This is a genomic window from Antrihabitans spumae (assembly GCF_043944905.1).
GTDB classification, from domain to species: Bacteria; Actinomycetota; Actinomycetes; order Mycobacteriales; family Mycobacteriaceae; genus Antrihabitans; species Antrihabitans spumae.
The window spans coordinates 1-23788 of the sequence record NZ_JBIMSN010000138.1; the positions used below are offsets into that span (position 1 = coordinate 1).

Annotated in this window: 19 protein-coding genes and 2 tRNA genes; 12 read left to right on the forward strand and 9 right to left on the reverse strand. The window is 64.5% G+C overall.

The annotated features are described in order from the left end of the window. Positions 1-197 precede the first annotated feature (197 nt). Positions 198-566: a DUF1304 domain-containing protein gene (locus ACHIRB_RS26685; RefSeq protein WP_199703015.1), complete on the reverse strand. Its 369-nt coding sequence runs from the start codon at positions 564-566 to the stop codon at positions 198-200. Between the two features lie 110 nt (positions 567-676). On the opposite strand from ACHIRB_RS26685, the gene ACHIRB_RS26690 reads away from it, so the two are divergent. From ACHIRB_RS26690 to ACHIRB_RS26715, 6 genes are all read left to right on the forward strand, one after another. Further along, complete coding sequence (locus ACHIRB_RS26690) at positions 677-2074, forward strand: acyl-CoA dehydrogenase family protein (protein WP_395114249.1); 1398 nt, start codon at positions 677-679, stop codon at positions 2072-2074. A gap of 38 nt (positions 2075-2112) precedes the next feature. After that, positions 2113-3345 carry an acyl-CoA dehydrogenase family protein gene (locus ACHIRB_RS26695; RefSeq protein ID WP_395123212.1) on the forward strand — a complete coding sequence of 411 codons (1233 nt, stop codon included), beginning with the start codon at positions 2113-2115 and terminating at the stop codon, positions 3343-3345. A 79-nt stretch (positions 3346-3424) separates the two neighbouring features. After that, positions 3425-5050: an AMP-binding protein gene (locus tag ACHIRB_RS26700; protein ID WP_395123211.1), complete on the forward strand. Its 1626-nt coding sequence runs from the start codon at positions 3425-3427 to the stop codon at positions 5048-5050. Between the two features lie 87 nt (positions 5051-5137). Next, a complete protein-coding gene (locus ACHIRB_RS26705; protein ID WP_395114252.1) occupies positions 5138-6793 on the forward strand; it encodes an acyl-CoA synthetase in 1656 nt (551 codons plus the stop codon). 52 nt (positions 6794-6845) lie between these two features. Then, positions 6846-7382, forward strand: a complete 537-nt coding sequence (locus tag ACHIRB_RS26710) for a hypothetical protein (protein WP_395123210.1) — start codon at positions 6846-6848, stop codon at positions 7380-7382. Positions 7383-7476: 94 nt separating this feature from the next. Then, the gene (locus tag ACHIRB_RS26715; RefSeq protein ID WP_395123209.1) at positions 7477-8940 is read left to right on the forward strand and encodes a PepSY-associated TM helix domain-containing protein; all 1464 of its coding nucleotides are present in this window, start codon (positions 7477-7479) and stop codon (positions 8938-8940) included. 96 nt (positions 8941-9036) lie between these two features. On the opposite strand, the gene ACHIRB_RS26720 is transcribed toward ACHIRB_RS26715, so the two are convergent. The 3 genes from ACHIRB_RS26720 to galT all read right to left on the reverse strand — a co-directional run bounded on the left by ACHIRB_RS26720 (position 9037) and on the right by galT (position 12972). Then, complete coding sequence (locus ACHIRB_RS26720) at positions 9037-10674, reverse strand: long-chain fatty acid--CoA ligase (protein ID WP_395114256.1); 1638 nt, start codon at positions 10672-10674, stop codon at positions 9037-9039. An 85-nt stretch (positions 10675-10759) separates the two neighbouring features. After that, complete coding sequence (gene galK, locus ACHIRB_RS26725; RefSeq protein ID WP_395123208.1) at positions 10760-11905, reverse strand: galactokinase; 1146 nt, start codon at positions 11903-11905, stop codon at positions 10760-10762. Further along, complete coding sequence (galT, locus tag ACHIRB_RS26730) at positions 11902-12972, reverse strand: galactose-1-phosphate uridylyltransferase (protein ID WP_395123289.1); 1071 nt, start codon at positions 12970-12972, stop codon at positions 11902-11904. The genes galK and galT overlap by 4 nt, the downstream gene beginning before the upstream one ends. 179 nt (positions 12973-13151) lie before the next feature. On the opposite strand from galT, the gene ACHIRB_RS26735 reads away from it, so the two are divergent. The 3 genes from ACHIRB_RS26735 to ACHIRB_RS26745 all read left to right on the forward strand — a co-directional run bounded on the left by ACHIRB_RS26735 (position 13152) and on the right by ACHIRB_RS26745 (position 16439). Then, positions 13152-13562: a PAS domain S-box protein gene (locus ACHIRB_RS26735; protein ID WP_395114258.1), complete on the forward strand. Its 411-nt coding sequence runs from the start codon at positions 13152-13154 to the stop codon at positions 13560-13562. 195 nt (positions 13563-13757) lie between these two features. Further along, positions 13758-14921 carry a globin domain-containing protein gene (locus ACHIRB_RS26740; RefSeq protein WP_199703025.1) on the forward strand — a complete coding sequence of 388 codons (1164 nt, stop codon included), beginning with the start codon at positions 13758-13760 and terminating at the stop codon, positions 14919-14921. Positions 14922-15032: 111 nt separating this feature from the next. Then, on the forward strand, positions 15033-16439 hold the full coding sequence (locus tag ACHIRB_RS26745) for a wax ester/triacylglycerol synthase family O-acyltransferase (protein WP_395123207.1): 1407 nt from the start codon (positions 15033-15035) through the stop codon (positions 16437-16439). Between the two features lie 35 nt (positions 16440-16474). Here the strand turns inward: ACHIRB_RS26745 and ACHIRB_RS26750 are convergent, their stop codons facing one another. Beyond that, positions 16475-16909, reverse strand: a complete 435-nt coding sequence (locus tag ACHIRB_RS26750) for a MarR family winged helix-turn-helix transcriptional regulator (RefSeq protein ID WP_199703581.1) — start codon at positions 16907-16909, stop codon at positions 16475-16477. A gap of 154 nt (positions 16910-17063) precedes the next feature. On the opposite strand from ACHIRB_RS26750, the gene ACHIRB_RS26755 reads away from it, so the two are divergent. The 3 genes from ACHIRB_RS26755 (at position 17064) to ACHIRB_RS26765 (ending at position 21001) form a co-directional block, all read left to right on the forward strand. Further along, positions 17064-19178 carry an MMPL family transporter gene (locus tag ACHIRB_RS26755; protein ID WP_395123206.1) on the forward strand — a complete coding sequence of 705 codons (2115 nt, stop codon included), beginning with the start codon at positions 17064-17066 and terminating at the stop codon, positions 19176-19178. Continuing rightward, entirely contained in the window at positions 19175-19822 is a 648-nt protein-coding gene (locus ACHIRB_RS26760) for a lipocalin family protein (RefSeq protein WP_395123205.1), read from the forward strand. Before ACHIRB_RS26755 ends, ACHIRB_RS26760 begins: the two co-directional genes overlap by 4 nt. 114 nt (positions 19823-19936) lie before the next feature. Continuing rightward, a complete protein-coding gene (locus ACHIRB_RS26765; protein WP_395123204.1) occupies positions 19937-21001 on the forward strand; it encodes a hypothetical protein in 1065 nt (354 codons plus the stop codon). Here ACHIRB_RS26765 and ACHIRB_RS26770 read toward each other — a convergent pair. From ACHIRB_RS26770 to ACHIRB_RS26785, 4 genes are all read right to left on the reverse strand, one after another. Next, complete coding sequence (locus ACHIRB_RS26770) at positions 20958-22235, reverse strand: alpha/beta hydrolase (protein WP_395127803.1); 1278 nt, start codon at positions 22233-22235, stop codon at positions 20958-20960. The genes ACHIRB_RS26765 and ACHIRB_RS26770 overlap by 44 nt on opposite strands. Before the next feature lie 322 nt (positions 22236-22557). Continuing rightward, complete coding sequence (locus ACHIRB_RS26775) at positions 22558-23292, reverse strand: MerR family transcriptional regulator (protein WP_395123202.1); 735 nt, start codon at positions 23290-23292, stop codon at positions 22558-22560. 186 nt (positions 23293-23478) lie between these two features. Continuing rightward, positions 23479-23552: transfer RNA gene (locus ACHIRB_RS26780), tRNA-Met, on the reverse strand. Between the two features lie 146 nt (positions 23553-23698). Continuing rightward, a tRNA-Met gene (locus ACHIRB_RS26785) sits at positions 23699-23772 on the reverse strand. Between the last annotated feature and the right edge of the window lie 16 nt (positions 23773-23788).

Here is a 23788-nt window from a genome sequence, read left to right on the forward strand (position 1 = left end):
CGTTCCCGAAACAGCTCCGTCACGAAACCGTTCCCGCCGATCCACCCCCATTAGTCTTCACAGTGCTCACCAGCCGGTGGCTCGGTAACCAGCGTTCCCGAAACAGCTCCGTCACGAAACCGTTCCCGCCGATCCACCCCCATTAGTCTTTTCGGAGGTCGGGCCCGCCGAAAAGACGCACGAGCGGCGTAGCCGCATCAGAGAACGGCGATGAGCACCAGTGCGATCAACGGGGTGCTGCCCTGCATGATCGCGGCGCGGAAATACTTGGCCCCGCCGACCGCGAGGACGAGCGCGGCGCCGACGATGCTGGCGCAGCCGAACACGACGAGGGCATGACCAGCGTCCCCGCCGATGATCAGTCCGACGACGATGCCGATCGCGAGAAACAGGTTGTAGAACCCCTGGTTGAATGCCATGGGCCGCAACACCTCTGCGTCCGCCTGACTGGCCACCGAGAACCGCTTCCAGACCTCGGGCTTGGTCCACAACACGCTCTCCATCACGAAGATGAGCACGTGTAGCGCGGCGGCGATGGCCGCGAAGATTCCGGCTGCGATCGGCATGTGACAAGGCTCTCACAACTGTGCGCCGAATTTGGTTTCTCAGCAGTGCTCGACGCCGTACCTTACTCTGGAGTAAGATAGCTACCGACCATGCCGGCCACCGAGAAATGGTGATCATGAGTAAGCAGAACAGCGCGACGAAGCGCAGGCCCCGCGACACGTCTGCGGTTGGCCTCACCCCTACGAAGCGGGATTGGATGGGTGCGGCAATGCGCGCCCTGACAACCATCACGGGATCGGAACTGGCTCAGAAGTACAAGCTGAGCGATCCGATCAACCGTGTCACCTACGAAGGCACCAAGACTGGTTTCCGCACCCTCGGTGCCGCGACTCGCGCATTCGAGAAGGTTGCAGGAAACGGCAAGCCGAACCGCCTCCCCGCGTCGGCGAGCAAGGGTGCCGACTACTTCGACATCACTCCTGACGAAGATCAGAAGATGATCGTCGAGACGGTCAAGGAGTTCGCTGCCGAGATCCTGCGTCCCGCCGCGCACGACGCGGACGCAGCGGCGACAGCCCCGAAAGACCTGCTCGAGCGCGCCGCCGAACTCGGCATCACGCTCATCAACGTCCCCGAGGAACTCGAAGGCGCAGCCAGCGAGCGTGGCGCAGTCACGAACTCCCTTGTCGCAGAAGCGCTTGCGCACGGCGACATGGGTCTCGCACTGCCGATCCTCGCACCGAGCGGTGTCGCCGTCGCCCTGACCCAATGGGGTTCGGAGACGCAGCAGAAGACCTACCTCCCCGCCTTCACAGGCGAGAACGTCCCGGCGGCAGCTGTCGTCGTCTCGGAGCCGCGTGCGCTGTTCGACCCGTTCGCGTTGCAGACCAAGGCCGTTCGCTCACCGAGCGGCTACAAGATCAACGGCGTCAAGAGCCTCGTGCCCGCTGCGGGCGATGCGGAACTGTTCATCGTCGCGGCAGCACTCGACGGTCGCCCGACCTTCTTCATCGTCGAGGCGAAATCCAAAGGTGTTGTCGTCGAGGCAGATCCGAGCATGGGCTTGCGGGCAGCCGGCCTCGGCCGTCTGATCCTCACCGACGTCGCCGTTTCCGAATCCGCGATCCTCGGTGACAGTGACGCCGACGAGCGTGCGCACGAGTACGCCGACGCGATCCGGCTTTCCCGTTTGGGTTGGGCGTCGATGGCAGTCGGCACCGGCCAGGCCGTACTCGACTACGTCATTCCCTACGTCAACGAGCGCGAAGCGTTCGGCGAGCCGATCAGCCATCGTCAGGCTGTCGCATTTATGGTCGCCAACATCGCCATCGAACTCGATGGCATGCGTCTGGTCACGCTGCGCGGCGCTTCCCGTGCGGAGCAGGGCCTTTCGTTTGCACGCGAAGCGGCGCTCGCGCGTCGTCTCGCATCCGAAAAGGGCATGCAGATCGGCTTGGACGGCGTCCAGCTGCTCGGCGGCCACGGCTTCACCAAGGAACACCCGGTCGAGCGCTGGTACCGCGACCTTCGAGCCATCGGCATCGCCGAGGGCGTTGTCCTGATCTGACGCCGTCGCTGCTGCTTGCCTACTAAGGAACCCCAAACATGATCAATCTCGAAATCCCCAAGAAGCTGAAGTTCTCGGCCAACCAGGCCCATCAGGTCGCGACCGAGATCTTCCGCCCCATTTCCCGCAAGTACGACCTCGGAGAACACGACTACCCCGTCGAGCTCGACACGATGGCCGCCATGATCGAAGGCCTCGGCGACTCCGGCACCCAAGACATCGGCGGCGCCGCCGGTGGCCGCAGCGACGAGACCGCCGAAGACAAGAAGCACGCGACGGAGCTGCTCGGCAACTCCAACGGCGGCAACATGTCTGCACTGCTGAACGCACTCGAAACCTCGTGGGGCGACGTCGGCTTGATGCTGTCGATCCCCTACCAGGGCCTCGGCAACGCCGCGATCGCAGCGGTTGCCACCGACGAGCAGCTCGGCCGCTTCGGCAAGGTGTGGGCCTCGATGGCCATCACCGAGCCGAGCTTCGGCTCCGACTCGGCAGCTGTCAGCACCACCGCGGTGCGCGACGGCGACGAGTGGGTCCTCAACGGTGAAAAGATCTTCGTCACCGCCGGTGAGCGCTCGACGCACATCGTCGTCTGGGCGTCGGTCGACAGGAGTCTCGGCCGCGCGGCTATCAAGTCGTTCGTCGTACCGCGCGATGCTCCTGGCCTCTCCGTTGCACGTCTAGAGCACAAGCTCGGCATCAAGGCGTCCGACACCGCGGTGCTGCTGCTGCAGGACTGCCGAATCCCGGCGGACAACATCCTCGGTAGCCCGGAAGTCAACGTGGAGAAGGGCTTTGCCGGGGTCATGCAGACCTTCGACAACACCCGTCCGCTCGTTGCGGCCATGGCAGTCGGTGTCGCACGCGCAGCGTTAGAGGAGCTTCGCAAGGTCCTCACCGATGCCGGCGTCGAGATCGACTACGACGCACCCGCCTACACCCAGCATGCGGCGGCTGCCGAGTACCTGCGTCTCGAAGCCGACTACGAGTCTTCCTACCTACTGTCGCTGCGTGCAGCGTGGATGGCGGACAACAAGAAGCCGAACTCGTTGGAGGCCTCGATGTCGAAGGCCAAGGCAGGCCGCACCGGCACCGACGTCACCCTCAAGGCGGTCGAGCTTGCAGGCGCGATCGGCTACTCGCAGCGCACCTTGCTAGAGAAGTGGGGCCGCGACTCGAAGATTCTCGACATCTTCGAGGGCACACAGCAGATTCAGCAGCTGATCGTGGCTCGTCGCATCCTCGGAAAGTCCTCGGCGCAGCTCAAGTAGAGCCGTCACGCTGCACCCAATCGGGTCAGGTTGCATCCAACTGGGTGCGGCCTGACCCGATTTCGTGCATTCTGACGCGATGGCTCTTCAGCGCATCGCGGCGCAATTGTCCGAAACGGTCGGCGCCCTCGGCGCGATGCGGCGAGCCGGATTGGTGTCGTTCGGCAAGCTCGGCCACGCCGCCGTCACAGCAAAGGCGGCGCGCGCATATGGACCGCTCGCAGGCCCGATCCATGCCCACGCGATCAACGGGATCGACCGCGTTGCCCTGATCGACGATCTCGGGTCACTCACCTATCCCGAACTCGACCAGCAATCGAACGCACTCGCGCGCGCCTGGCAGGAAGCCGGGTTCGACGACACCTCGGTCATCGCGTCGATCTGCAGAAACTCACGGTGGTTCGTCCTCGTCGGTTTGGCGGCTGCGAAGCTCGGCGCTCGACTCGTCCTGATGAACACAGGGTTCGCCGCGCCTCAACTTGCCGCTGTCGCGGAGCGCGAGGGGGTCGGCGTATTCGTCTACGACGCCGAATTCGCCGCCCTCGCAGCAGCGCTACCTGCGACGACGACCAAATATGTCGCGTGGGTCGAGGACCCGACGGACGACCCGTCGTTGGAGCACCTCATTGCAGGCCAGCCCACGAATCCGCTACCTCCGCCCGCCAAGGCCGGCGTCGCCACTCAGCTCACCAGCGGCACCACCGGTACGCCGAAAGGTGTTCCGCGAGCGGTGGTGTCACCGCTTGCCTCGGCTCAGATCCTCGACCGCATCCCGTTGCGCACCGAGCAGACGATGTTCGCGGCGGCACCGGTATTTCACGCCACCGGGCTCGGCCTGATGGTGATGGGCTTCGCGCTTCGCAACACGATCGTGTTGACACGCCGCTTCGAGGCTCGCGATGCACTCCGCATCATCGCCGAGAACCGTTGCGACACTGTGATTGTCATTCCGACCATGCTGCAGCGAATCGTCGACCTCGGTCCCGATGTGATCGCCGAATACGACACGTCCGCACTGAAGGTCGTGTTCGCAGCGGGTTCGTCCATCTCCCCCGATCTGAGTCGTAAGACGTCGGAATACCTGGGTGAAGTCCTCTACAACCTCTACGGCTCGACCGAGTGCGCCGTCGTGACGGTCGCAACCCCGGCCGACCTCAAACGCTCACCGGGAACAGCCGGGCTCGCACCGGTGACCTGCCGTGTTGCTCTCTACGACGACGCCGGAACCAAAATCACCGAACGCGGAACGGTCGGCAGAATCTTCGCCGCCAACGGCGCGAGTTTCGCAGGCTATACCGACGGGCGCGACAAGGAACGGATCGACGGTCTGCTCTCGACCGGCGACCTCGGCCATTTCGACGACAACGGCATGCTGTTCATCGAGGGCCGCGACGACGACATGATCGTCTCGGGTGGCGAAAACGTCTATCCGATCGAGATCGAGAATCTGCTCGCCGACCGCGCCGACGTGCTCGACGTATGTGTCATCGGCGTCCCCGACCCGGAGTTCGGTCAGCGGCTGCGCGCCTTCGTCGTCGTCGCCCCCGGCTTCGAGCCCGATCCGCAAGGCCTCAAAGATCACGTGAAGGCGCACCTCGCGCGCTACAAAGTACCGCGTGACGTGGTGTTTCTCGACGAACTGCCACGCAACACCACCGGCAAACTCCTACGGCGAGTGCTTGTGGAGATGAACGAAAACCCCTGACCGCGGCCTTTGCTAGTCTGCGTTTGCTCACATTCTCATGACAACGCGGTCATCCTCGAGAATTCGAGGTCCGCCGGAGGTACCGACGTGACTGGATCTTTGCCCTCACCGTTAGCGAAACTTCGCACGGTCGGCGACCTCGTTCAGGGCGTCGGCGTCCTGCGACGCCGCGGAATGTTCAATCCCCTCCGTCCCGACGAGGCACTCAAGTCGACTCGCGACGCCCTCAAATTCGGTCCGACTGCCGGAGTCGTGATGCACGGCGTCCGTCGCCATGCCGCCGCACCGGCCATCGTCGACGAGCGTGGCTCGGTCAGTTTCGGTCAGCTCGACAAGCAGTCCAACGCGCTCGGCCGCGGTTTGCAGGCCGCCGGTGTCAAGGAGGGTGACGTCGTCGCCGTTCTGGCTCGCGACCACCGTGGCCTCGTCCTGACCATGCTTGCCGCGGGCAAGATCGGCGCACGCCTGGTGCTGATGAACACCGGCTTCGCCAAGCCACAGTTCGCGGACGTCACCAAGCGCGAAAACGTCAAGGCCGTGCTGCACGACAGCGAGTTCATCGACCTGCTCAGCGCCATCCCGACCGAGATCCCGCGTGTGCTCACGTGGGTCGACGAACAACACGAACTTCCTGCCGACTCGAAGACGATCGAAGACCTCACGGTGGGTCGCTCGACGGACGGCATCGCGGCTCCTGCCAAGCCCGGCGGCATGGTGATCCTGACCAGTGGAACCACCGGAACGCCGAAAGGCGCCCCGCGCGACAAGGTTTCGCCGTTGCAGTCGGCACAGTTCCTCGATCGTGTCCCGCTCCCCCAGAACGAGACCATGTTCATGGCCGCGCCGATCTTCCACGGCACCGGCCTCTCGCAGTTTCTGCTCGGCCTCTCCCTCGGCAACCGCATCGTGTTCCAACGCCGGTTCAACCCGGAAGCGACCGTGCGCGGCATCGCCGAGAGCAAGGCGACCGCGCTCGTCGTAGTACCGACCATGCTGCAGCGCATCATCGACCTCGATCCCGCGATCCTCGCCAAGTACGACACGTCGTCGCTGAAGGTCATCTTCGCAGCAGGCTCGTCGCTGTCGCCCGACCTCTGCAAGCGAACCAGCGAGATCTTCGGTGACGTCCTCTACAACCTCTACGGCTCCACCGAGGTTGCCGTCGCGACCGTCGCAACGCCGCAGGACCTGCGCACTGCCCCCGGCACCGTCGGCAAGCCGCCGGTCGGCTGCCGCGTTCAGCTCTACGACGCGGATCGCAACAAGGTCAGCACGCCGCACACCATCGGCACGATCTTCGTCTCGAGCGGCCTGAGTTTTGCCGGATACACCGACGGACGCAACAAGGAGATCGTCGACGGCATGTTGTCGAGCGGCGATGTCGGCCATTTCGACGAGAACGGCCTCTGGTTCGTCGACGGCCGTGACGACGACATGATCGTCTCCGGCGGCGAGAACGTCTTCCCGCTCGAGGTCGAGAACCTGCTCGCCGACCGCGCCGACGTCCACGACGCCGCCGTTGTCGGCGTCGACGATCGCGAGTTCGGAAAGCGCTTGCGCGCCTTCATCGTTCCTTCGCCGGACGCAAAGCGTGACGAGAAGGAGATCAAGGAGTACGTGAAGAACAACCTCGCGCGCTACAAGGTCCCTCGCGAAGTTGTCTTTCTCGACGAACTGCCGCGCAACGCCACCGGCAAGCTGCTTCGCAAAGTCCTCGTCGACATGGACATTTCGACCGACTGATCGACGGTCCCGGCGTCGTTGCGAACAGCAAACTGCCGGTAAAGTCCTCTCCGTGAATTCGGCATCCGGCGTGACGCGTGTTCGTGGCGCGTCCGTCGGTGCCGTTTCGGGATCGTTCTCCCTTGCGGCACATGCTGCTGCGTCCAGCGAAGCCCCGTCCGAGGGCGCAATCACCCTGCTGCTCGCGATGAGCGCCGGCCTCGGCGCGCTGGTCGCCACCCGGTCGAAACGCCACCGATCGCTGCGCGACAGCTCTACGGCGCTGGTCGGTGCCCTTGTCCTCGGCCAGGCGCTCGGTCACCTCACGCTGTCGGTCGCTTCCGACCACCACCACGGTCCGTCGCTGCCACCGACCATGCTCGGCGCCCACGCGGCAGCAGTGCTGGCAATCGCCGTCGTCATCCGTTACGCCGAGCAGGGCTACCGGGTTGCGGCCAATACGCTCGCCCGGATCGTGCCCCGGCTTGTGGCACCTGGACCGATCGCGGGCCCGGCCCGCAGGTTCGACACCGACTACCGCGATGACATCATCGCGCGTCTACTCGTCGCACCGACGCTGCGCACCCGGGCACCGCCCGCCCTCGCCTGACCGGATCGAAGTCCATTCACCTCGCTTCGAGGTAACTCTTCCCTGCGCCAACCAGCGCACAGCGCTGCGCGCACACACCTGAATCGAGCATGTTGTGACGACCCCTGAACTCGACCGGAAAGCACCGGTCGAGCAACCTGACGTACCTCCCCCGACCCCGAAATCCACGACCCGATCCAGATCCACCCTTCCCGCCTGGCGCGGCCTGATCTACCGCCTGCATTTCTACGCGGGAATTGTTGTCGCACCGTTCATCCTGATCGCCGCGCTGAGCGGCGGCCTCTACGCGATCGCGCCGACGATCGAGAACATCGCCTACCGCGACTACCTGCACGTCGACTCGACCGGACCTGACGTTCCCGTCGATCAGCAGGTGCGCGCGGCCGAACAATTGCGACCCGACCTCGAACTCGTCGCGGTCCAGCCCGCGACCGAATCGGGTGCCACCACGCGAGTCCTCTTCGCGGACCCCACACTCGGCGAATCCGAACGGCACGCGGTGTTCGTCGATCCGACGACGGCGAATCCGGTCGGCGAATCGACGGTGTACGGCAGCTCCGGCGCACTCCCTTTCCGGGCGTGGGTCGGCCAACTGCACAGACATCTGCACCTCGGTGAGCCCGGCAGGCTGTACAGCGAATTCGCAGCGTCGTGGATGTGGGTGATCGCGCTGGGAGGTCTCTTCCTGTGGGTCGTTCGTTACCGTCGGCGGCGCACGGCCAACGCTGCCGAGGCCAGGTTGCTGACCCCGGGACGCGGCGGCAAAGGGCACTCTCGGACCGTCAATTGGCATGGTGCGGTAGGGGTCTGGATTCTGCTACCGGTGCTGTTCCTCTCGGCGACCGGTCTCACCTGGTCGACCTACGCGGGCGCAAACGTCGACGAGATGCGGGCCGCGTTCAACTGGAAGACGCCCGTCGTGGATTCCAGTCTTGGCACCGGCGCTGCTGCACCGGCACACGGTGATCACGGTGGCGCGAAGGCAACCGGCACCGGTCCCTCGGAAACCACTGTCGCACAAATCGACTCGGTGCTCCGAACTGCCAGAGCGGCCGGTATCGACGGACCCGTCGAGGTGAGCATTCCCGCTGCCGAGTCGACAGCGTTCGTCGTGAAGGAGCAACGGTTGTCCGGGGTGTTGGCCATCGACTCAGTCGCGGTCGACGGCGCTACCGGCCAGATCAGCGACGAACTGCGATTTGCCGAATGGCCACTCGCCGCGAAGCTGTCCTCGTGGGGCATCCAGCTGCATATGGGCATGATGTTCGGCCTGGCGAACCAGTTGTTGCTGCTCGCGGTGATCGTCGCCTTGGTCAGCGTGGTGATTCGGGGCTACGTCATGTGGTGGCGTCGCCGCCCGACCCGCGGTTCGACGCTCGCCGTCGGCCGAGTTCCCACCCGCGGCTCGATTCGCAAGATTCCACCACTCGGCATCGCGGCGATCGTCGTCGTCGGTCTCGGCGTCGGCTATTTCGTACCTCTGCTCGGTCTCGGGTTGCTTGCGTTCCTGTTCGTCGACCTCACGGTGTCGGCCTACAAGTGGGCGGCGTCGACGTAGCACGGACGAAGAACACACGACCGCGCACCCGCTGGATGAGGGCGGGTGCGCGGTCGTTGTGCTTCGGTCGTGTGCCGAAGGCTCAGAGCAGCACTGTCAAACCAGTGAGGTGATCTCGAGTTCACCCTCGCCGTACTGGGCGCGCAGTCGCTTCTTGTCGAATTTGCCGACGCTGGTCTTCGGAACCTCTTCGATGAAGGTCCAGCGTTCGGGCAACTGCCACTTGGCAACCTTGTCGGAGAGGTAGTCGCGCAACTCTTCCGCGGTTGCGGCCTGCCCGGGCGACAGTACGACGCTCACCAGCGGTCGCTCGTCCCACTTCTCGTCCGGCACCCCGATGACAGCAGCTTCGGCAACGGCGGGATGGGACATCACCGCGTTCTCCAGATCGACGGAGGAGATCCACTCGCCACCCGACTTGATGACGTCCTTCGAGCGGTCGACCAGGGTGAGGAAGCCCTTGGCGCTGATCTTGCCGACGTCGCCGGTGCGCAGCCACCCGTCGTCGAACTTGTCGGGATCGATCGTCGCGCCATCGGGCGAATAGTAGGACGCGGTGATCCACGGACCGCGGACCTGCAGTTCACCGAGTGCCTCACCGTCGTTGGCGACGACCGTGCCGTCGTCGTCGACCAGACGCGCCTGGACGTTGGACGGGAAGCGGCCCTGGGTGTAGCGGTAGGGCCACGCTTCCTCGTCGGACAGTCCCGCGGGCGGCCACGCGACGCTACCGAGCGGCGAGGTCTCGGTCATGCCCCACGCGTGCAGGATGTCGACGCCGTGCTTTTCCTTGAACGCATGCATCAGCGACGGCGGAACTGCCGAGCCGCCGACGACCACGTTGCGCAGATGGGTGATGTCCTGCGGGTTCGCATCCAGGTGTTGCAGCAGACCGAGCCATACGGTCGGAACCGCAGCGGCGAACGTCGGCTTCTCGGCGGCAAGGATCTGGGCGATCGGGCCGGGCTGCAGAAAGCGGTCGGGCATGACAAGCGATGCACCGACCATCAGCGCCGCATGCGGCAGACCCCACGACATGGCGTGGAACATCGGAACGATCGCGAGCGTCTTGTCCGCGTCGGAGAGCGCCATGCCGTTGGACGTGCAGACCTGCATCGAATGGAGGTACATCGACCGGTGTGAGTAGACGACGCCCTTGGGATCGCCGGTCGTCCCGGACGTGTAACACGCTGCTGCAGGGGCTCGTTCGTCGATCTCGGGCCACTCGAAGGTGTCCGGCTGTGCCGCGAGCAGGTCGGTGTAGGAGTGCACCTCGACACCGGCGGGTGCCTCGAGCGCACTTGCGTCGCCGTTGGCCACGATCACGTGCTGGACCGTTTTCAGCGACGGCAGATATTTGCCGAGCAGCGGTATCAGGGTGCCGTCGACGATGACGACCTTGTCCTCCGCGTGGTTTGCCACGAAGATCAGCTGCTCGGGAAACAGCCGAATGTTCAGCGTGTGCAGAACGGCGCCCATCGCCGGAACGGCACCGTAGGCAGCCATGTGCTCGTTGTTGTTCCACATGAAGGTGGCGACGCGATCACCCTCGCCGACGCCGAGTCCACGCAGGCCGTTGGCGAGCTTGGCAGCCTCGACGCCGAGTTCGCCGTACGTCATCCGTCGCAGGTCGGTACCCGTCCACGTGGAGACTTCGGAATCGCTGTGAAAGGTAGTGCCGTACTTCAGCAGTGTCGCCAGAGACAGCGGCTCGTCCTGCATTGTGCTGATCATCGATTAAGGCTCCTCGGTGTGTGTGACGCACGCCTCGTGAATATTGCCAGTGACCCCCACCCCCCGCCATACCCCACCCCGGTCGCTATCGAACACGACGGGCGGCCGCCGCTGCCGCTGCAACGAGTGTTCGCGGATCGGCAAACCCGGCGGATCGGAATGCCGCTGTGACAGCGTGGTCGATCGCAGCGACGTCGGCCACCTCGACCAGCGCGATGACGCTACCTCCGAAACCACCTCCGACCAGGCGAGCACCGTGGGCGCCCGCTGCGGTCGCGACGTCGACCGCGGTGTCGAGTTCGGGCGTGGAGACCTCGAAATCGTCGCGGAGCGAGGCATGCCCCGCGGCGAGCATCGGCCCGATGATGCGAGGGTCCGCGCGTGTTGTCAGCGCATCCGCGATTGCGAGCACCCGAGCACTTTCGGTGACGACGTGTCGTGCTCTGCGCTCGAGCAGGGTTGGCAGTCCGGCCAGATCGTCGGTGTTGGTCACCTCCCGCAGCGACCCGACGCCGAGCAGCGCCGCGGCCCGTTCGCATTCCGATCGGCGCTCGGCGTAGGCGCCCGCGGCGAGTTCGTGTTTGGTCATCGTGTCGATGATCAACAGTGCAAGTCCTCGCTCGGCAAGATCGAACGGCACCTGCGTGCGGTGATCGTCGGCGAAGTCGAGAAGCATCGCGTGGCCCGTCGTGCAGTGCATCGCCGCGGACTGGTCGAGTTTCCCGGTCGGTGCGCCGACGTAGAAGTTCTCGGCCGTGTGCGCTATGTCGACGAGTTCTTCGCGCGTAGTGCCGAGGGAAAACAGATCCGAGACGGCAAGCGCGACAGAACATTCGACTGCGGCGGAAGACGAGACACCCGCCCCGATCGGCAAATCGCTGTCGAGCAGTAGGTCGATACCTCCGATCGAGTGACCGCGGCGCACGAACTCGTGCACGACGCCGAGCGGATACCGTGCCCAGCCGTCGATGTTCGCAAGCCCGAGTTCCGCGATCGACGCGTCGACGACTTCACCCGGATACTGCTGCGATGCCACGCGTACCCGGTCGCCGGCTCGAACCGCGGCGTAGCAGCGCACAACTTGGGGCAGCGCGATAGGAAGTGCGTAACCGCGGTTGTAGTCGGTGTGCTCGCCGATCAGATTGACCCGGCCGGGAGCGTCCCACCTGCCATCGGCACTGTCGCTGAACGCCGCCGCGAAGGCAGCGGCCGCTTCGGGATCCGAGGTCATGGCGTCACCGCGCGAAGTTCGGCTGCGACGTTCTCCGGTGTCGTGTCACTGATGAAAACGCCCATACCCGATTCTGCGCCTGCCAGATATTTGAGCTTTCCCGGCGCGCGCCGAATCGAGAAGATCTGCAGATGCAGCCACCAGAAGTCCTCCGCACCCTTCGGCGCCTGATTCCACGCAGCGATATACGGCATCGGCTCGTCGAAACGCCGCTCGAATCGACCGAGTACATCGAGATACAACTCGGCGAAACGGGTGCGCGCGTGGTCGTCGAGTTCTGGAATGTCTGCGACGCGGCGATTCGGAAACAACAACACCTCGTACGGCCAGCGCGCAGCGGTCGGCACGAATGCCGTCCATTCGTCGTTCGCGCACACAACTCGTACACCGGAGTCCCGCTCGGCCGCGAACATATCGCCGAACAGATTGCGGTTGTGCTCGTCGCGATAACGCCGTGCGTTGGCTTCGATCTTTGTCGCACGTGGACTGGTGAACGGAAGCGCATAAATTTGTCCGTGCGGGTGCGACAAGGTCACCCCGATCTCTGCGCCGAAGTTCTCGAAACAGAACACCTGCGATATCGCGGGCATCGCCCGCAGCGCCGTGGTCCGTTCCGCGAGCACATCGATCACCATGCGGGTGCGCTCGACGCCGAGTTGCGCGGAGGTCGTGTCGTGTTCGCTCGAGAAGCACACCACCTCGGACCTGCCGGACTTTTCTGTCGGGCTGGTTGGCGCCGAACCAGCGACGTGGTCGGCGAGGGCGGACGAGTCGGTCGATACGCCGGGGAGGGCAGCAAAGCGGTTTTCGAAAACGACAACCTCGTAGTCGGACGCCGGAATTTCCGTCGGACTGCCCGGGCGCGACGGGCACAGGGGACATTGTGTCCGGTCCGGCAGTTGTGTTCGGGTTTGGCGGTGTGCGGCGATTACGACCCATTCCCCGAGAAGGCGATCGAATCGTATTTCGGAATTGACATTGCGATCCGGCAATTGCCTGACATCGATCGAATCGGGGCGCGTGTGTTGGACCGCGTCGAAATAGAGAATCTCACGTCCGTCCGCCAACCTCCGACCAGTCCGAATCATTCTTCGCATTCCTTTCGGACCTGTTTCTTCCAGTCATGGGTGACGTAACAAGTTGTACAGTCGACCACATAAAGGAGCTGGACACCGAACGTGTTCAATCGTGCAGTACGCGGCGAGTCTCGCGGCCGAATGCACCATCGCAGCAAGGACCCGACATCGTGCGCGAGCGTAGAGGACCACATCCGGATACACCGCAGGGCTACCTCGCGCAGCTGCCCGCACTCGTCCTGCTCGACAGACTCCCAGTCCCTCTGCTTGCCGTCAGCTACGACGGTGTGATCGTGCATGCCAATCCCGCATTCGAAGAGATGCTCGGCTACGAGACAACGGTGTTGCACGACCAACCGATCGAGACCGTCATGGAGACTGCGGACGCACCTCGGACCGCGACGAGCAGCCTTATGTGCGGCCACCGTGGGCGCGTCATCACGCTGCGGCACGTCGACGGCTCGGCTGTGCGCGCGGTGGCGAGCGAGTCGGTGTTGATGCGGAAGGACGACCCGCTCTCGCTGGTGGTGTTTCACGACATCACGGAGCAATTGTGGATGGCGGGCGCCGACCATCTCTAGACATTCCAGACATTCCAGGCCATCGGACTGATTGGTTTGTTACTCCGACCGAGTATCGAAAAGGTCACGAATGTGTCACACTCTTACTTGGGTGTGGCATAGGCCACTCCCGCGCGTCGAGTAACGGTGGACGTCCGGGGGATCGCGCCACCCACACCGCCCATGTGGGTGATCGAGCGCGGAACGGGGTTAACAATGGACTCGCAAACTATCTCTCTGGTCCGGACGACTTTCAAAGCTGTCGCGGCGGTCGACGGCGGCCCCGAACGGCTGACCAGCTCGTTCTACGCGACGCTCTTCACCGACTACCCCGAGGCGCGCGACTTCTTTCCCGCAGCCATGGAGACTCAGCGCGACCGTCTCCTTCGCGCGCTCGCCTACGTGGTCGATCGCTTGGAAGATCCGGACACGCTGCTGCCGTTCCTCGCCCAACTCGGACGCGATCACCGTAAGTACGGCACCCAGGCCGCGCACTACACCGCGGTCGGGCTCTCGCTGATCAAGGCGCTCAGGAACTTCGCGGGCGCAGAGATCTGGACCGACGACGTCGACAAGGCGTGGAACGACGCGATCGGCGTCATCGCGTCGACCATGATCGGTGCCGCGGACGACGACACCAACCCCGCGGTCTGGGGTGGAACGGTGATCGAGAACCGCAGGGTGCTCCGCAATCTGTCCGTCATCAGGCTGAAGCTCAACCAACCGATGGACTATCGCGCCGGTCAGTACGTAAGTGTGCAGATCCCGTCACGGCCCCGGATGTGGCGCTACATGTCGCCTGCCAATCCCGCGAACCGCGACGGCATCGTCGAATTCCATGTGCGTGGGGTCACCGGCGGCTGGGTAAGCCCGTCGATGGTCGGCCACACGAGTGTGGGCGAGCAATGGCTGCTCGGTTCACCGCTAGGCGCACTCGGCGTACCGGCGAATCCGGCCCGCGACCTGCTGATGATCGGTTGCGGAACCGGCATCGCTCCCCTGCGCGCCCAGGTTCTCGAACTGGCCGAATGGACGACGAGCCGAAGGGTGCACCTGTTCGTCGGTGGCCATCACCCCTGCGACCTGTACGACCTCGAAGCGCTCTGGGAACTACAGCTCGACAACCCTTGGCTCACAGTCACACCCGTCACCGAGAGCGAAGACAACCCGTGGTGGCACGTCGACGATTTCCGAAACGCGCCGGCGGGCATGTCGACTCGCTTGACCGGCCAGATCGGCAAAGTCGTTGCCAGCCTTGGTTCTTGGGAAGACCGTGACATCCAGATCGCCGGATCGCCGTCGATGATCCAAACGACGAAATTCAGATTGATGGCAGGCGGAACTCCGACGGAGAACATTCGTCACGATCCGCTGTACTGAGCGGGAGCAATCGAGCAAGGCCACTGCCTGCGCCCCGGCTCCTTTGATCTTGGTCCGGGACCCGCGCCTTCGTGCGACGATACGTTCGACTTCTCGCACCAGGAGGCGCCGATGTCGGATGCGTTGTCACCCATGGACAGATCGTCGCTGGTCGGCGAGGCAGGGCCGGTCAACATGACGATCGGCAGCCTGGTCTTCATCGAGCGCGGGTCCGGCGTCGACTACGACGCGATCTGCCAAAGGTTCCGCGAGCGAATACATCTCGTGCCGCGCTGCCGCCAACGCCTCGACGAAGGTCGGACCGGACTGTCGAACGCCGTGTGGGTCGACGACGAGAATTTCGACGTCGAATGGCACATCCGAACCTCAGCGCTTCCCTCCCCTGGCGGCCGTGCCGAACTTATGCGCCAGGTCGGCAACGAGATGTCGCGCCGCCTCGACCGATCCCGCCCGCTCTGGGAACTGCATCTGATCGAAGGGTCGGCCGACGGGCGGTTGGCGTTGCTGATCAAGATGCATCACGCGCTCGTCGACGGTAGCTCGGCCCTCGGCATCGGGATGGTCGTCCTCGACCTCGGCCCGGAAGCCGAAGCGGTGGAACCGGTCCCGACCACCGAGGAGGAGCGACCCGGTCTGCTCGCGAGGCAGGCGCGGCGGTTCACTCTCAAACCACTGTCGAAGGCTCAGGCACTCGTCGTCGAAGGCACGTCACGCGTGCTGGAGACATCACCGATTATCGCGGCGGCCGACCTGCGCGAGGCCGGCCAGGTGTTGCGGGAATTGCTCAGAAGTCGCGAACCTGCGGTCGCAACGCCGTTCAATCACACGATCAGCGCGAACCGATCCTACGAATGCACCTCGGCGCCTTTGGATTTGCTCAAGGCGATCAGCACGGCGACCGGACACACGATCAACGACGTATTGCTGACGATCGTGTCGGGAATGGTCGCGGAATACCTCGACGCAGCAGGGGTGGACCCGGCTTCGCTGGAACGTGAACCGACGACACTGGTTCCGGTGAGCATCCGCCGCGAAGGTGATGTCGGCGGCAACCGGATATCGGTGGTGATAGTCGAACTGCCGGTGAGCGAGCCGGATCCGTTGCAACGCATCGCCATGATCTCGGGGCGAATGGACGAGTTGAAGAGTGCAAGCGGCGTCATGGCCGGTGCGATCTTCGTCGTCGCAGGCGGTATGGCACCGCCGTTGTTGTCACCTGCGTTGACCACCGTGCTCAGTGTCGGTATCGACTTTCCGTCCCACAACCTGGTCGTCTCCAACGTGCCCGGTCCAACCGCTCCCCTGTACCTCAACGGTTCTCGGGTCCTCGAGATGTATCCGATCGTGCCGCTCAACCCGTCCGATCAGGGACTCAACGTCGGCGCGTTCTCCTACGACGGCACCGTGTACTTCGGGTTCCACGCGGACCGCGAGCTCGATCCTCCGGTCGAACGAGCGCGACAGGCGTTCGAGAATTCGCTTGCAGCGCTGGCGGCCGCCGCCGGGGTTCCGAGCTAGTCGATCTGTGTAGCTCTCTCGCCGACCACGTGCGCTCAGGTCTTCCGGGGCGCAGCGCCACCCAGTTCTTCGTAGTGCGCACGCATGGACTCGATGAGTGCCACAAAAACGCGATGCGCGGTTGCAAGGTCGGCATCGGGCAGGTCCGCCAGAGCCATGCGGGTACGCACACCGAGTGGCGTGAAGAACCCCCGCGCAACCTCCATGCCGTGATCGTCGTATCGGAGGATCACTTTTCTTCTGTCCGATGCGTCTGCTTCGCGTCGAATATGGCCCGAGGTGATCATGCGTTCGACCAGATAGGTCATCGCGGCAGAGGACATCCCGAGCAGGCGGGCAAGATCGCCCGCCGTCAGGGGCGCGCCCTCCACATCGGCGACCATGATGTGCAGCAGGGCTCGAAAGTCGTTGGCACGCAGATCGTGTTGGGCGGCGAAGACCTGGCCTATCTGTTCGGACACCGCCGCCATGGCACGAACGTCGGCTGAAATATCCGTCACCAGCGATTCGCGCACTGCGTCACCGTCCCTCCTGTTTCACGCGCAAGACTAGCGCCTGCACCGCTTACGGTCTCACATGATGATTAATTTGCTTAATATTTAAGTAAATGAGATTCTTTCAGCCATGGGCAATCGCACCTCCCCCTGGGACGTAGTAGCGGCAGCAGTGACCGGACGCAGGTCCTGGGCGATACTGATCGCGCTTCTCGTGCTGACCGGCGCGCTCATCGGCGGGATCGGCGCCAACGACTCCGCGGGTCAGTCGCCGACGTCACTGCCGACGTCGGCCGATTCCGCCTTCGTCGACGACGCGCTCGAACAGTTCCCGAACTCGGCCGTCGCACCTGTTGTTCTTGTGGTCAGCCGGTCCGACGGCGGCGAACTCACCGATCCGGATCTTGCCTCCGCCGCCGCGGCCCGCGATCGTATGCGCGCCGTCGATCGATCCGTCGATCCGGCATTGGACGTCGCGGCGGTCCCACTGGAGACGGCGCCCGACAAGCGAGCCGCTATCACACCGGTCCTGATCGATGCCGAGCTGTCCGGCTTCGACCTCAGCGACCTGGTCACCGAACTTCGTTCTGCGGCAACAGAAAATCAGCCAAACGATCTGACCATGCAGGTCACCGGCGGACCCGCCTTCGGTGCGGATATCGCGAACTCGTTCTCCGGTGCCAACGTGACATTGCTCGGCGTAACCGCTCTGGTCGTCGCGGCGCTGCTGATCGTCACCTATCGGTCGCCGATTCTCTGGCTGGTGCCCCTGATCGTCGTCGGGGTCGCCGATCGCCTCGCATCCAGTATCGGCACCGCCCTTGCGCAGCTCACCGGAGTCAGTTTCGACGGCTCGACTACGGGCATCACGAGCGTGCTGGTCTTCGGCGCGGGGACCAACTATGCGCTCCTGCTTGTGTCCCGCTATCGCGAAGAACTGCGGCATGAAGCCGACCATCGAACCGCGCTGCGTCATGCCGTGCGCCGCGCTGGGCCGGCGATCGTCGCAAGCAATGCCACCGTGGTTCTCGCACTTCTGATCTTGCTGCTCGCCTCGGTACCGAGCACTCGCAGCCTCGGAGCATGTGCGGCCGCCGGACTGATCGTCGCTGCGGTATTCGTGCTGTTCGCGCTTCCACCTGCGCTCGCACTGTGCGGAAAGAAGCTGTTCTGGCCCTACGTGCCTCGAATCGGCGACCGCGATACGACGACCGACGGCGTGTGGTTCCGCGTCGCTACAGGCGTTGCGCGGCGCCCGGCAACAGTTGCGGTCGCATCGATCGGCGCTCTCGCGGTGTGCGCTGTGGCCCTGCTCGGCACACAGATCGGGCTTTCGCAGAGCGACCAGTTCCGCGTCACCGCCGAATCGGTCGATGGCTTGGACACTCTCGCGGCGCACTTTCCCGCCGGCCGCTCCGATCCGGCGGTTGTCGTCGCGCGAACGTCGGCGGCGGCGGACGTGCAGCGCGCGCTCGACTCGACCGCAGGCGTCGTCTCCGCCACCGAGGTCGGCCGCTCCGATACCGGCCTCACCCGATGGTCCGTCGTCACCACAGCGCCACCAGCGTCCGAATCCGCATTCGACGTCGTGACAGCGATGCGGTCGGAACTCGCGAACATTCCCGACGCCGACGCACTCGTTGGTGGTAGCGACGCCAAAGCATTGGACACTCGTGACGCCGCCAGTAGAGACCGCAGCGTGGTGATACCTCTCATCCTCCTCGAGGTGCTCGCGGTGCTCGTCCTGCTCTTGCGTGCTCTCGCAGCGCCTTTGGTCCTGGTCGGGACAACGGTGCTCAGCGCGTTGGCCGCGCTCGGTATCGGCAGCTGGGTCAGCGCCAACGTCTTCGGATTTCCGGCACTCGACACCAACGTCCCGCTGTTCGCCTTCCTGTTCCTGGTCGCACTAGGCGTCGACTACACGATCTTCCTGGTGACCCGCGCACGCGAAGAAACACCGCCCCATGGCACCAGGACAGGAATCGTGCGGGCTGTCGCATCGACCGGCGCGGTGATCACAAGCGCGGGAATTGTGCTGGCGGCGGTGTTCTGCGTGCTCGGCGTACTCCCGCTGATCACCCTCACCCAGCTCGGTATCGTTGTCGGCCTTGGCATTCTGCTCGACACGTTCGTCGTTCGAACCGTCGTGGTTCCTGCCCTCTTCACCCTCATCGGTCCCCGCATCTGGTGGCCGAATTCGATCGATCCCGTTCCAACACAACGAGAAGGAGTTCGAGCAACGTGAACCTGTCACCGAAAGTCGATTCAGCACAACGGTTTCGGCGCATTCGAGGGCTGGCCGTGGCCGGTGCCGTACTGATCGGTGCCGCGCTCGCTGCCGCCCCGACCGCCTCCGCAGCGCCGGGAACGGCAGCGGGGCAACCACTTGCGCCGATAGCCTCGTTGAATGTCGAACGCTATCTTGGTGATTGGAATCAGGTAGCCGCCGTTCCCCAGCCGTTCAACCTGGTGTGTGCCCGCGACACGAAAGCCAACTACCAACTCATCGATCCGACCAACGTTCGGGTAGAGAACACCTGCACCACGTGGACAGGGCAGACCAATCGCATCGTCGGCAACGCGCGCGTCACCGACCCGATCACCAATGCACAACTGCACGTGAGCTTTCCGCAGATACCGCTGCAAAATTCCGCCGACGGACCGCCCAACTACATCGTCACCTACATCGCCGACGACTACTCGTGGGCACTGGTCGGTAACCCGGGCCGCTCCGCAGGTTTCGTCCTGTCGCGGTCGCCGGCTGTAGACGCCGCGCAATGGCAGAAGATTCGATCGGTCGTAGAAGACCGCGGCTACAACTCGTGCCTCGTTCTCACCGCGCCGACGCCAGGCGGAGCCACCGACATTCGGCCACTCTGCACTGTGTGACCCGTAGTAACGGCGCCGGCCGTTCGGATGCTGTTTCCTCGTCGATCTCGAGTTGGTTCACGGCACGGCATCGGCGGTCGCTAGGTTGACGGCACAGTCGACCGAAGGACAGCGATGGCACACGAGTCGATCCGGCGGCACCCGCTGCACGCTGCGCAGCGAGTAGCTGCGTTGGCGCGGATCGGTTTTTGGCATCCTCGCAGCCGATCGCGTGTCCTCGAATTCGATCGACACGACAACTCCGACGACCTGATCTCGTCGTTGCAGGCAGCTCGCGGGATGCCGTTGCTGCTGTCCGACCAACTTCTGCTCCTCGGCGGAAATCCCTCGGCCCGTGGCAGATTCGGCCCCACCAACAAGCCGACACTGGTCGGGGGGCGACTGTCGACGCCGCGGCCGATCGATGCCGATCGCCACGAGATCACGTCGACGACGGCCGTCGATCCAGGAATCGGCATCGACAGCAGAATCGCCGAGAAGGTGCTGCAGCACGTCGGCTTTCTCGCACCGAGCGAGCAATTTCTGGCGACCTCGATACTGCAGCAAGCTGTGCAGGACGTTGCCGTCGACTCCGATCGCAAGGCTGGCGAGCGGGCGATCCGTGCCGTCGCCATGCTGGATTCGACGCACGCTGCTCGTGCGACTGTCGCGACGACCGCTGCAGGCGATCCGGTCTACCACCTTCCGTCTCGCAGCGCGTCCTGGAATCCGACGACGGCGCGGGTGCTCGCCCGGGCGTGGCTCGGGCTGCTCGTCGAACACGGGACCGTCCTGCGGCACCTCACGCAGCGCACGGTCGCGCCGTCCGGCGACGAGGTGTGGTTCAGCTGCCTCGACTCCGTCCGTCGACTGCCTGCCACCGCCGTCGACGCCGGCCTGTCACTGATCGACGCCGCCGCAGGTGACGACGAGGCCATGGCACGACTTGTCGACCACCTCCACGCCGTCAGCGACGGCGCAGATACAGCCGCCACCTACGCGGGCGCCGCGCGTCGAGTGGTCGCGCGTACCGGAGCTGATCTGGCACAACTGGTTCCGAAGACCTCACCCACGACGGTCGACGACGTGCCGCCCATTCACGAACCGTTCGCAACCTGCTTGGTGATCGGTCAGGCCGTCTACATATCGCGTGTACTCACAACGAGCACCGGGCATCCTCCGGAGGGGTCTTCAGGTTGATCAGGTAGTCGGCCACGATGTCGTTCACACACTTGTCGGTGCCTGCGAAGGCGATCGTGTGCTGTTCGCCGTCGACGGTCAGTACCGAACCGCCGAGGGTCTCGGCCAGGCTGAGCCCGCCCGCGTACGGCGTGGACGGATCACCGGTGATCGAGATCGTCAACGTCTCGGGCAAGCCCTCGATGTCCGTCGCGTACGGGTAGCCGAGAGTCGGTTCGGCCGGCCAGAACTCACACGGATCCCGCGCACCGTCAGGACCCTGCCCCGAGTCGGTGTAGGGCGCGACTTCCTGGATGCGGCGTTTGAGGTCGGTCTCCTCTGCGGGGGTATGACGTTGCTCGTCCAGACAGTTGATCGCGAAGACGGCTTCGCTGAAGTTGGCGTAGCGCCCGTCGGCATCGCGACCCGCGAAGGCGGCGCCCAACGCAAGCAGTGTGTCGCCTCGGCCCGTTTCGATCTCGGCGATACCTTCGATGATCTTCGGCCAGACCGCGGACGTGTACAGCCCTGCGGTAACCGCGCCGTACGCGGCGTTGAAGTCGAGTTTCGTTCCGTTGGCGTTGACTATCGGCCGCTCGGCCAGCGGCCTGACGATGCTCTGAAACTTCTCGGTCGCCTTGCTCGGGTCGGTACCCAACGGGCAGTCCGGCCGGGTCGCGCAGTCCGCGGCCATTGCGTCGAAGGACCGCTGAAAGGCGGTCCACTGCGAGATTCGACGGTCGTCGGTGCCTGCGCGCGGATTGATGGCACCGTCGAGGACCAGAGCTCGTACGTTCTGCGGAAACATCTCCGCGTACACCGCGCCGAGACGGGTTCCGTAGCTCTGACCCAGGTAGCTCAGCTTGTCGTCGCCGAGCACCGCACGCAGAATGTCCATGTCTCGCACAGCATCCCGGGTACCGACATGGGCGAGCACGTCCCTACCGCCGGATCCATCTGCACACCGGTCGACGATGCGGCGGGTGTCCTCTTCGGTCAGTGTTCCTGCGCCTACCACCACCGAGGTCGTGCTTTCGCCAGCATCGATCTCAGCGTCGGTGAAGCAGTCGATTGCCGGCGTGGAGGCGCCGACCCCGCGCGGATCGAACCCGATCAGGTCGAACTTCTCGGTGACAGCGCTGTCGGCGAGTGTCTTCGTTGCCGCTGCGGCCATGCTCATACCCGGCCCGCCGGGTCCGCCGGGATTCATCAGCAGCGACCCGATCGGTTCGCCTCGCGCGGGCACTTTGAGCACGGCGATCTGCGCGGTCGGCCCGCAGCGTCGTCGTAGTCGAGCGGCACTTCCAGTCGCGCACATTGGGCCGTTGGACTGACGGCGAAAGCTTGCGCGTCGGCAGCGGTCGTCGCGTAGCCATCGCATGAGCCGAACGCCAACTCCTGATCGTAGAAACGTTGCAGGTTCGCGGCCGTGTCCACAGACTCGCCGTCGCTGCACGCAGCGAGACCGAGCACCAGCAGAACAGCCACGGCCAGGGATGACGTCCGCTTGTGGCCACGTCGGCCTGTCGTCGACGAACTCATTGTTGGGCGACTCCTATCTCTCGGGGATCGACTGGTCACGACAAGGCCTTTGCACTGTCGCGAAGCTGCTGCCCGACGCGCCGCATGACGTCGCGCTGGGCGGAGTTGTAGAGGTCCGTGACGGCCACGTCGACCGCATGTGCGGCCGTCGACGCGTTTGCGACGGCACCGGCGTCAAGTAGGTCCGGATACTCGGTGTAGAGATCGCGGATCTGAGGCAGCAGCCGAGCGGCCAGTTCACGTCGGGTCCCTTCGTCCGCGTCTGCTGGCAGGTTGTCGAGTTCGCGACCGGCAGGAACGACATCGGGCGACCGCAGCATTCGCGCATAGGCGGCGAGGGCAGCCGGGCTCAGCACCCGTGACATGACAACGACGAACGTACGGTCGGCATCGGTGAGATCGGCATCGGCCGCCGCCATCGCCAACTCCGGAGGTAGGTCGGTCGGGGCCGAGGCGCCCAACAACCGGGCAACCTCGACACGTGCGCGCTGCAATCGCTCGATGGTCGCGGCCAGTTCGGCATCCAACGCCCGCAACGCCTCGTCGGGACGCTCGTCGGCAGCGCCCATGTCAGCGATGCGGGGCAACGAGAAGCCGAGGTCCACCAGGCGCCTGATCCGCAACAACCGGACGAGATGTGCGACTCCGTAGCTCTTGTACCCGTTCGGTGCTCGTTCCGGCTCGGGGAGCAGACCGACCTCGTGGTAGTGCCGAACGGACCGCAGTGTCGTGCCGGCGAGCTCGGCGAGCTGGCGGGTACTCCAGCCCACGGCAGCCACTCCTCCCCTGCGGTCGACTACGCAAGGTGCGCAGTACCGACTGCCAGTCTGAAGTATGCCGCAGCGGCACAGTCAAGTTTGCGGCATTTGCCGGGTAGAGGACGCTGGGTACCAGGGTGCTGGGCACACAACGAAAACGGCCCCGGAGACAAAGTCTTCCGGAGCCGTTCTCTTTAGTAGCGGGGACAGGATTTGAACCTGCGACCTCTGGGTTATGAGCCCAGCGAGCTACCGAGCTGCTCCACCCCGCGGTGGTGAGACCGAACGGTACAGCGAGTTCGGATGCATATGCAAATCGCCCCCGGAAGTGCAGACAGGTGTCGGACTTGCCGAGCGCTACAGCGGATGAAGACAAAAATCAGGCCAGGTGACGAGTGTCACCTGGCCTGATCTGTAGTAGCGGGGACAGGATTTGAACCTGCGACCTCTGGGTTATGAGCCCAGCGAGCTACCGAGCTGCTCCACCCCGCGTCGGTAAACCCAACGT

Bases quoted from the DNA above. Each gene is read 5' to 3' on its own strand.
- ACHIRB_RS26685 (WP_199703015.1), bottom strand. From the start codon at position 566: ATGCCGATCGCAGCCGGAATCTTCGCGGCCATCGCCGCCGCGCTACAC.
- ACHIRB_RS26695 (WP_395123212.1), top strand. From the start codon at position 2,113: ATGATCAATCTCGAAATCCCCAAGAAGCTGAAGTTCTCGGCCAACCAG.
- ACHIRB_RS26700 (WP_395123211.1), top strand. From the start codon at position 3,425: ATGGCTCTTCAGCGCATCGCGGCGCAATTGTCCGAAACGGTCGGCGCC.
- ACHIRB_RS26720 (WP_395114256.1), bottom strand. From the start codon at position 10,674: ATGATCAGCACAATGCAGGACGAGCCGCTGTCTCTGGCGACACTGCTG.
- galK (WP_395123208.1), bottom strand. From the start codon at position 11,905: ATGACCTCGGATCCCGAAGCGGCCGCTGCCTTCGCGGCGGCGTTCAGC.
- ACHIRB_RS26740 (WP_199703025.1), top strand. From the start codon at position 13,758: ATGGACTCGCAAACTATCTCTCTGGTCCGGACGACTTTCAAAGCTGTC.
- ACHIRB_RS26745 (WP_395123207.1), top strand. From the start codon at position 15,033: ATGTCGGATGCGTTGTCACCCATGGACAGATCGTCGCTGGTCGGCGAG.
- ACHIRB_RS26750 (WP_199703581.1), bottom strand. From the start codon at position 16,909: ATGGCGGCGGTGTCCGAACAGATAGGCCAGGTCTTCGCCGCCCAACAC.
- ACHIRB_RS26755 (WP_395123206.1), top strand. From the start codon at position 17,064: ATGGGCAATCGCACCTCCCCCTGGGACGTAGTAGCGGCAGCAGTGACC.
- ACHIRB_RS26765 (WP_395123204.1), top strand. From the start codon at position 19,937: ATGGCACACGAGTCGATCCGGCGGCACCCGCTGCACGCTGCGCAGCGA.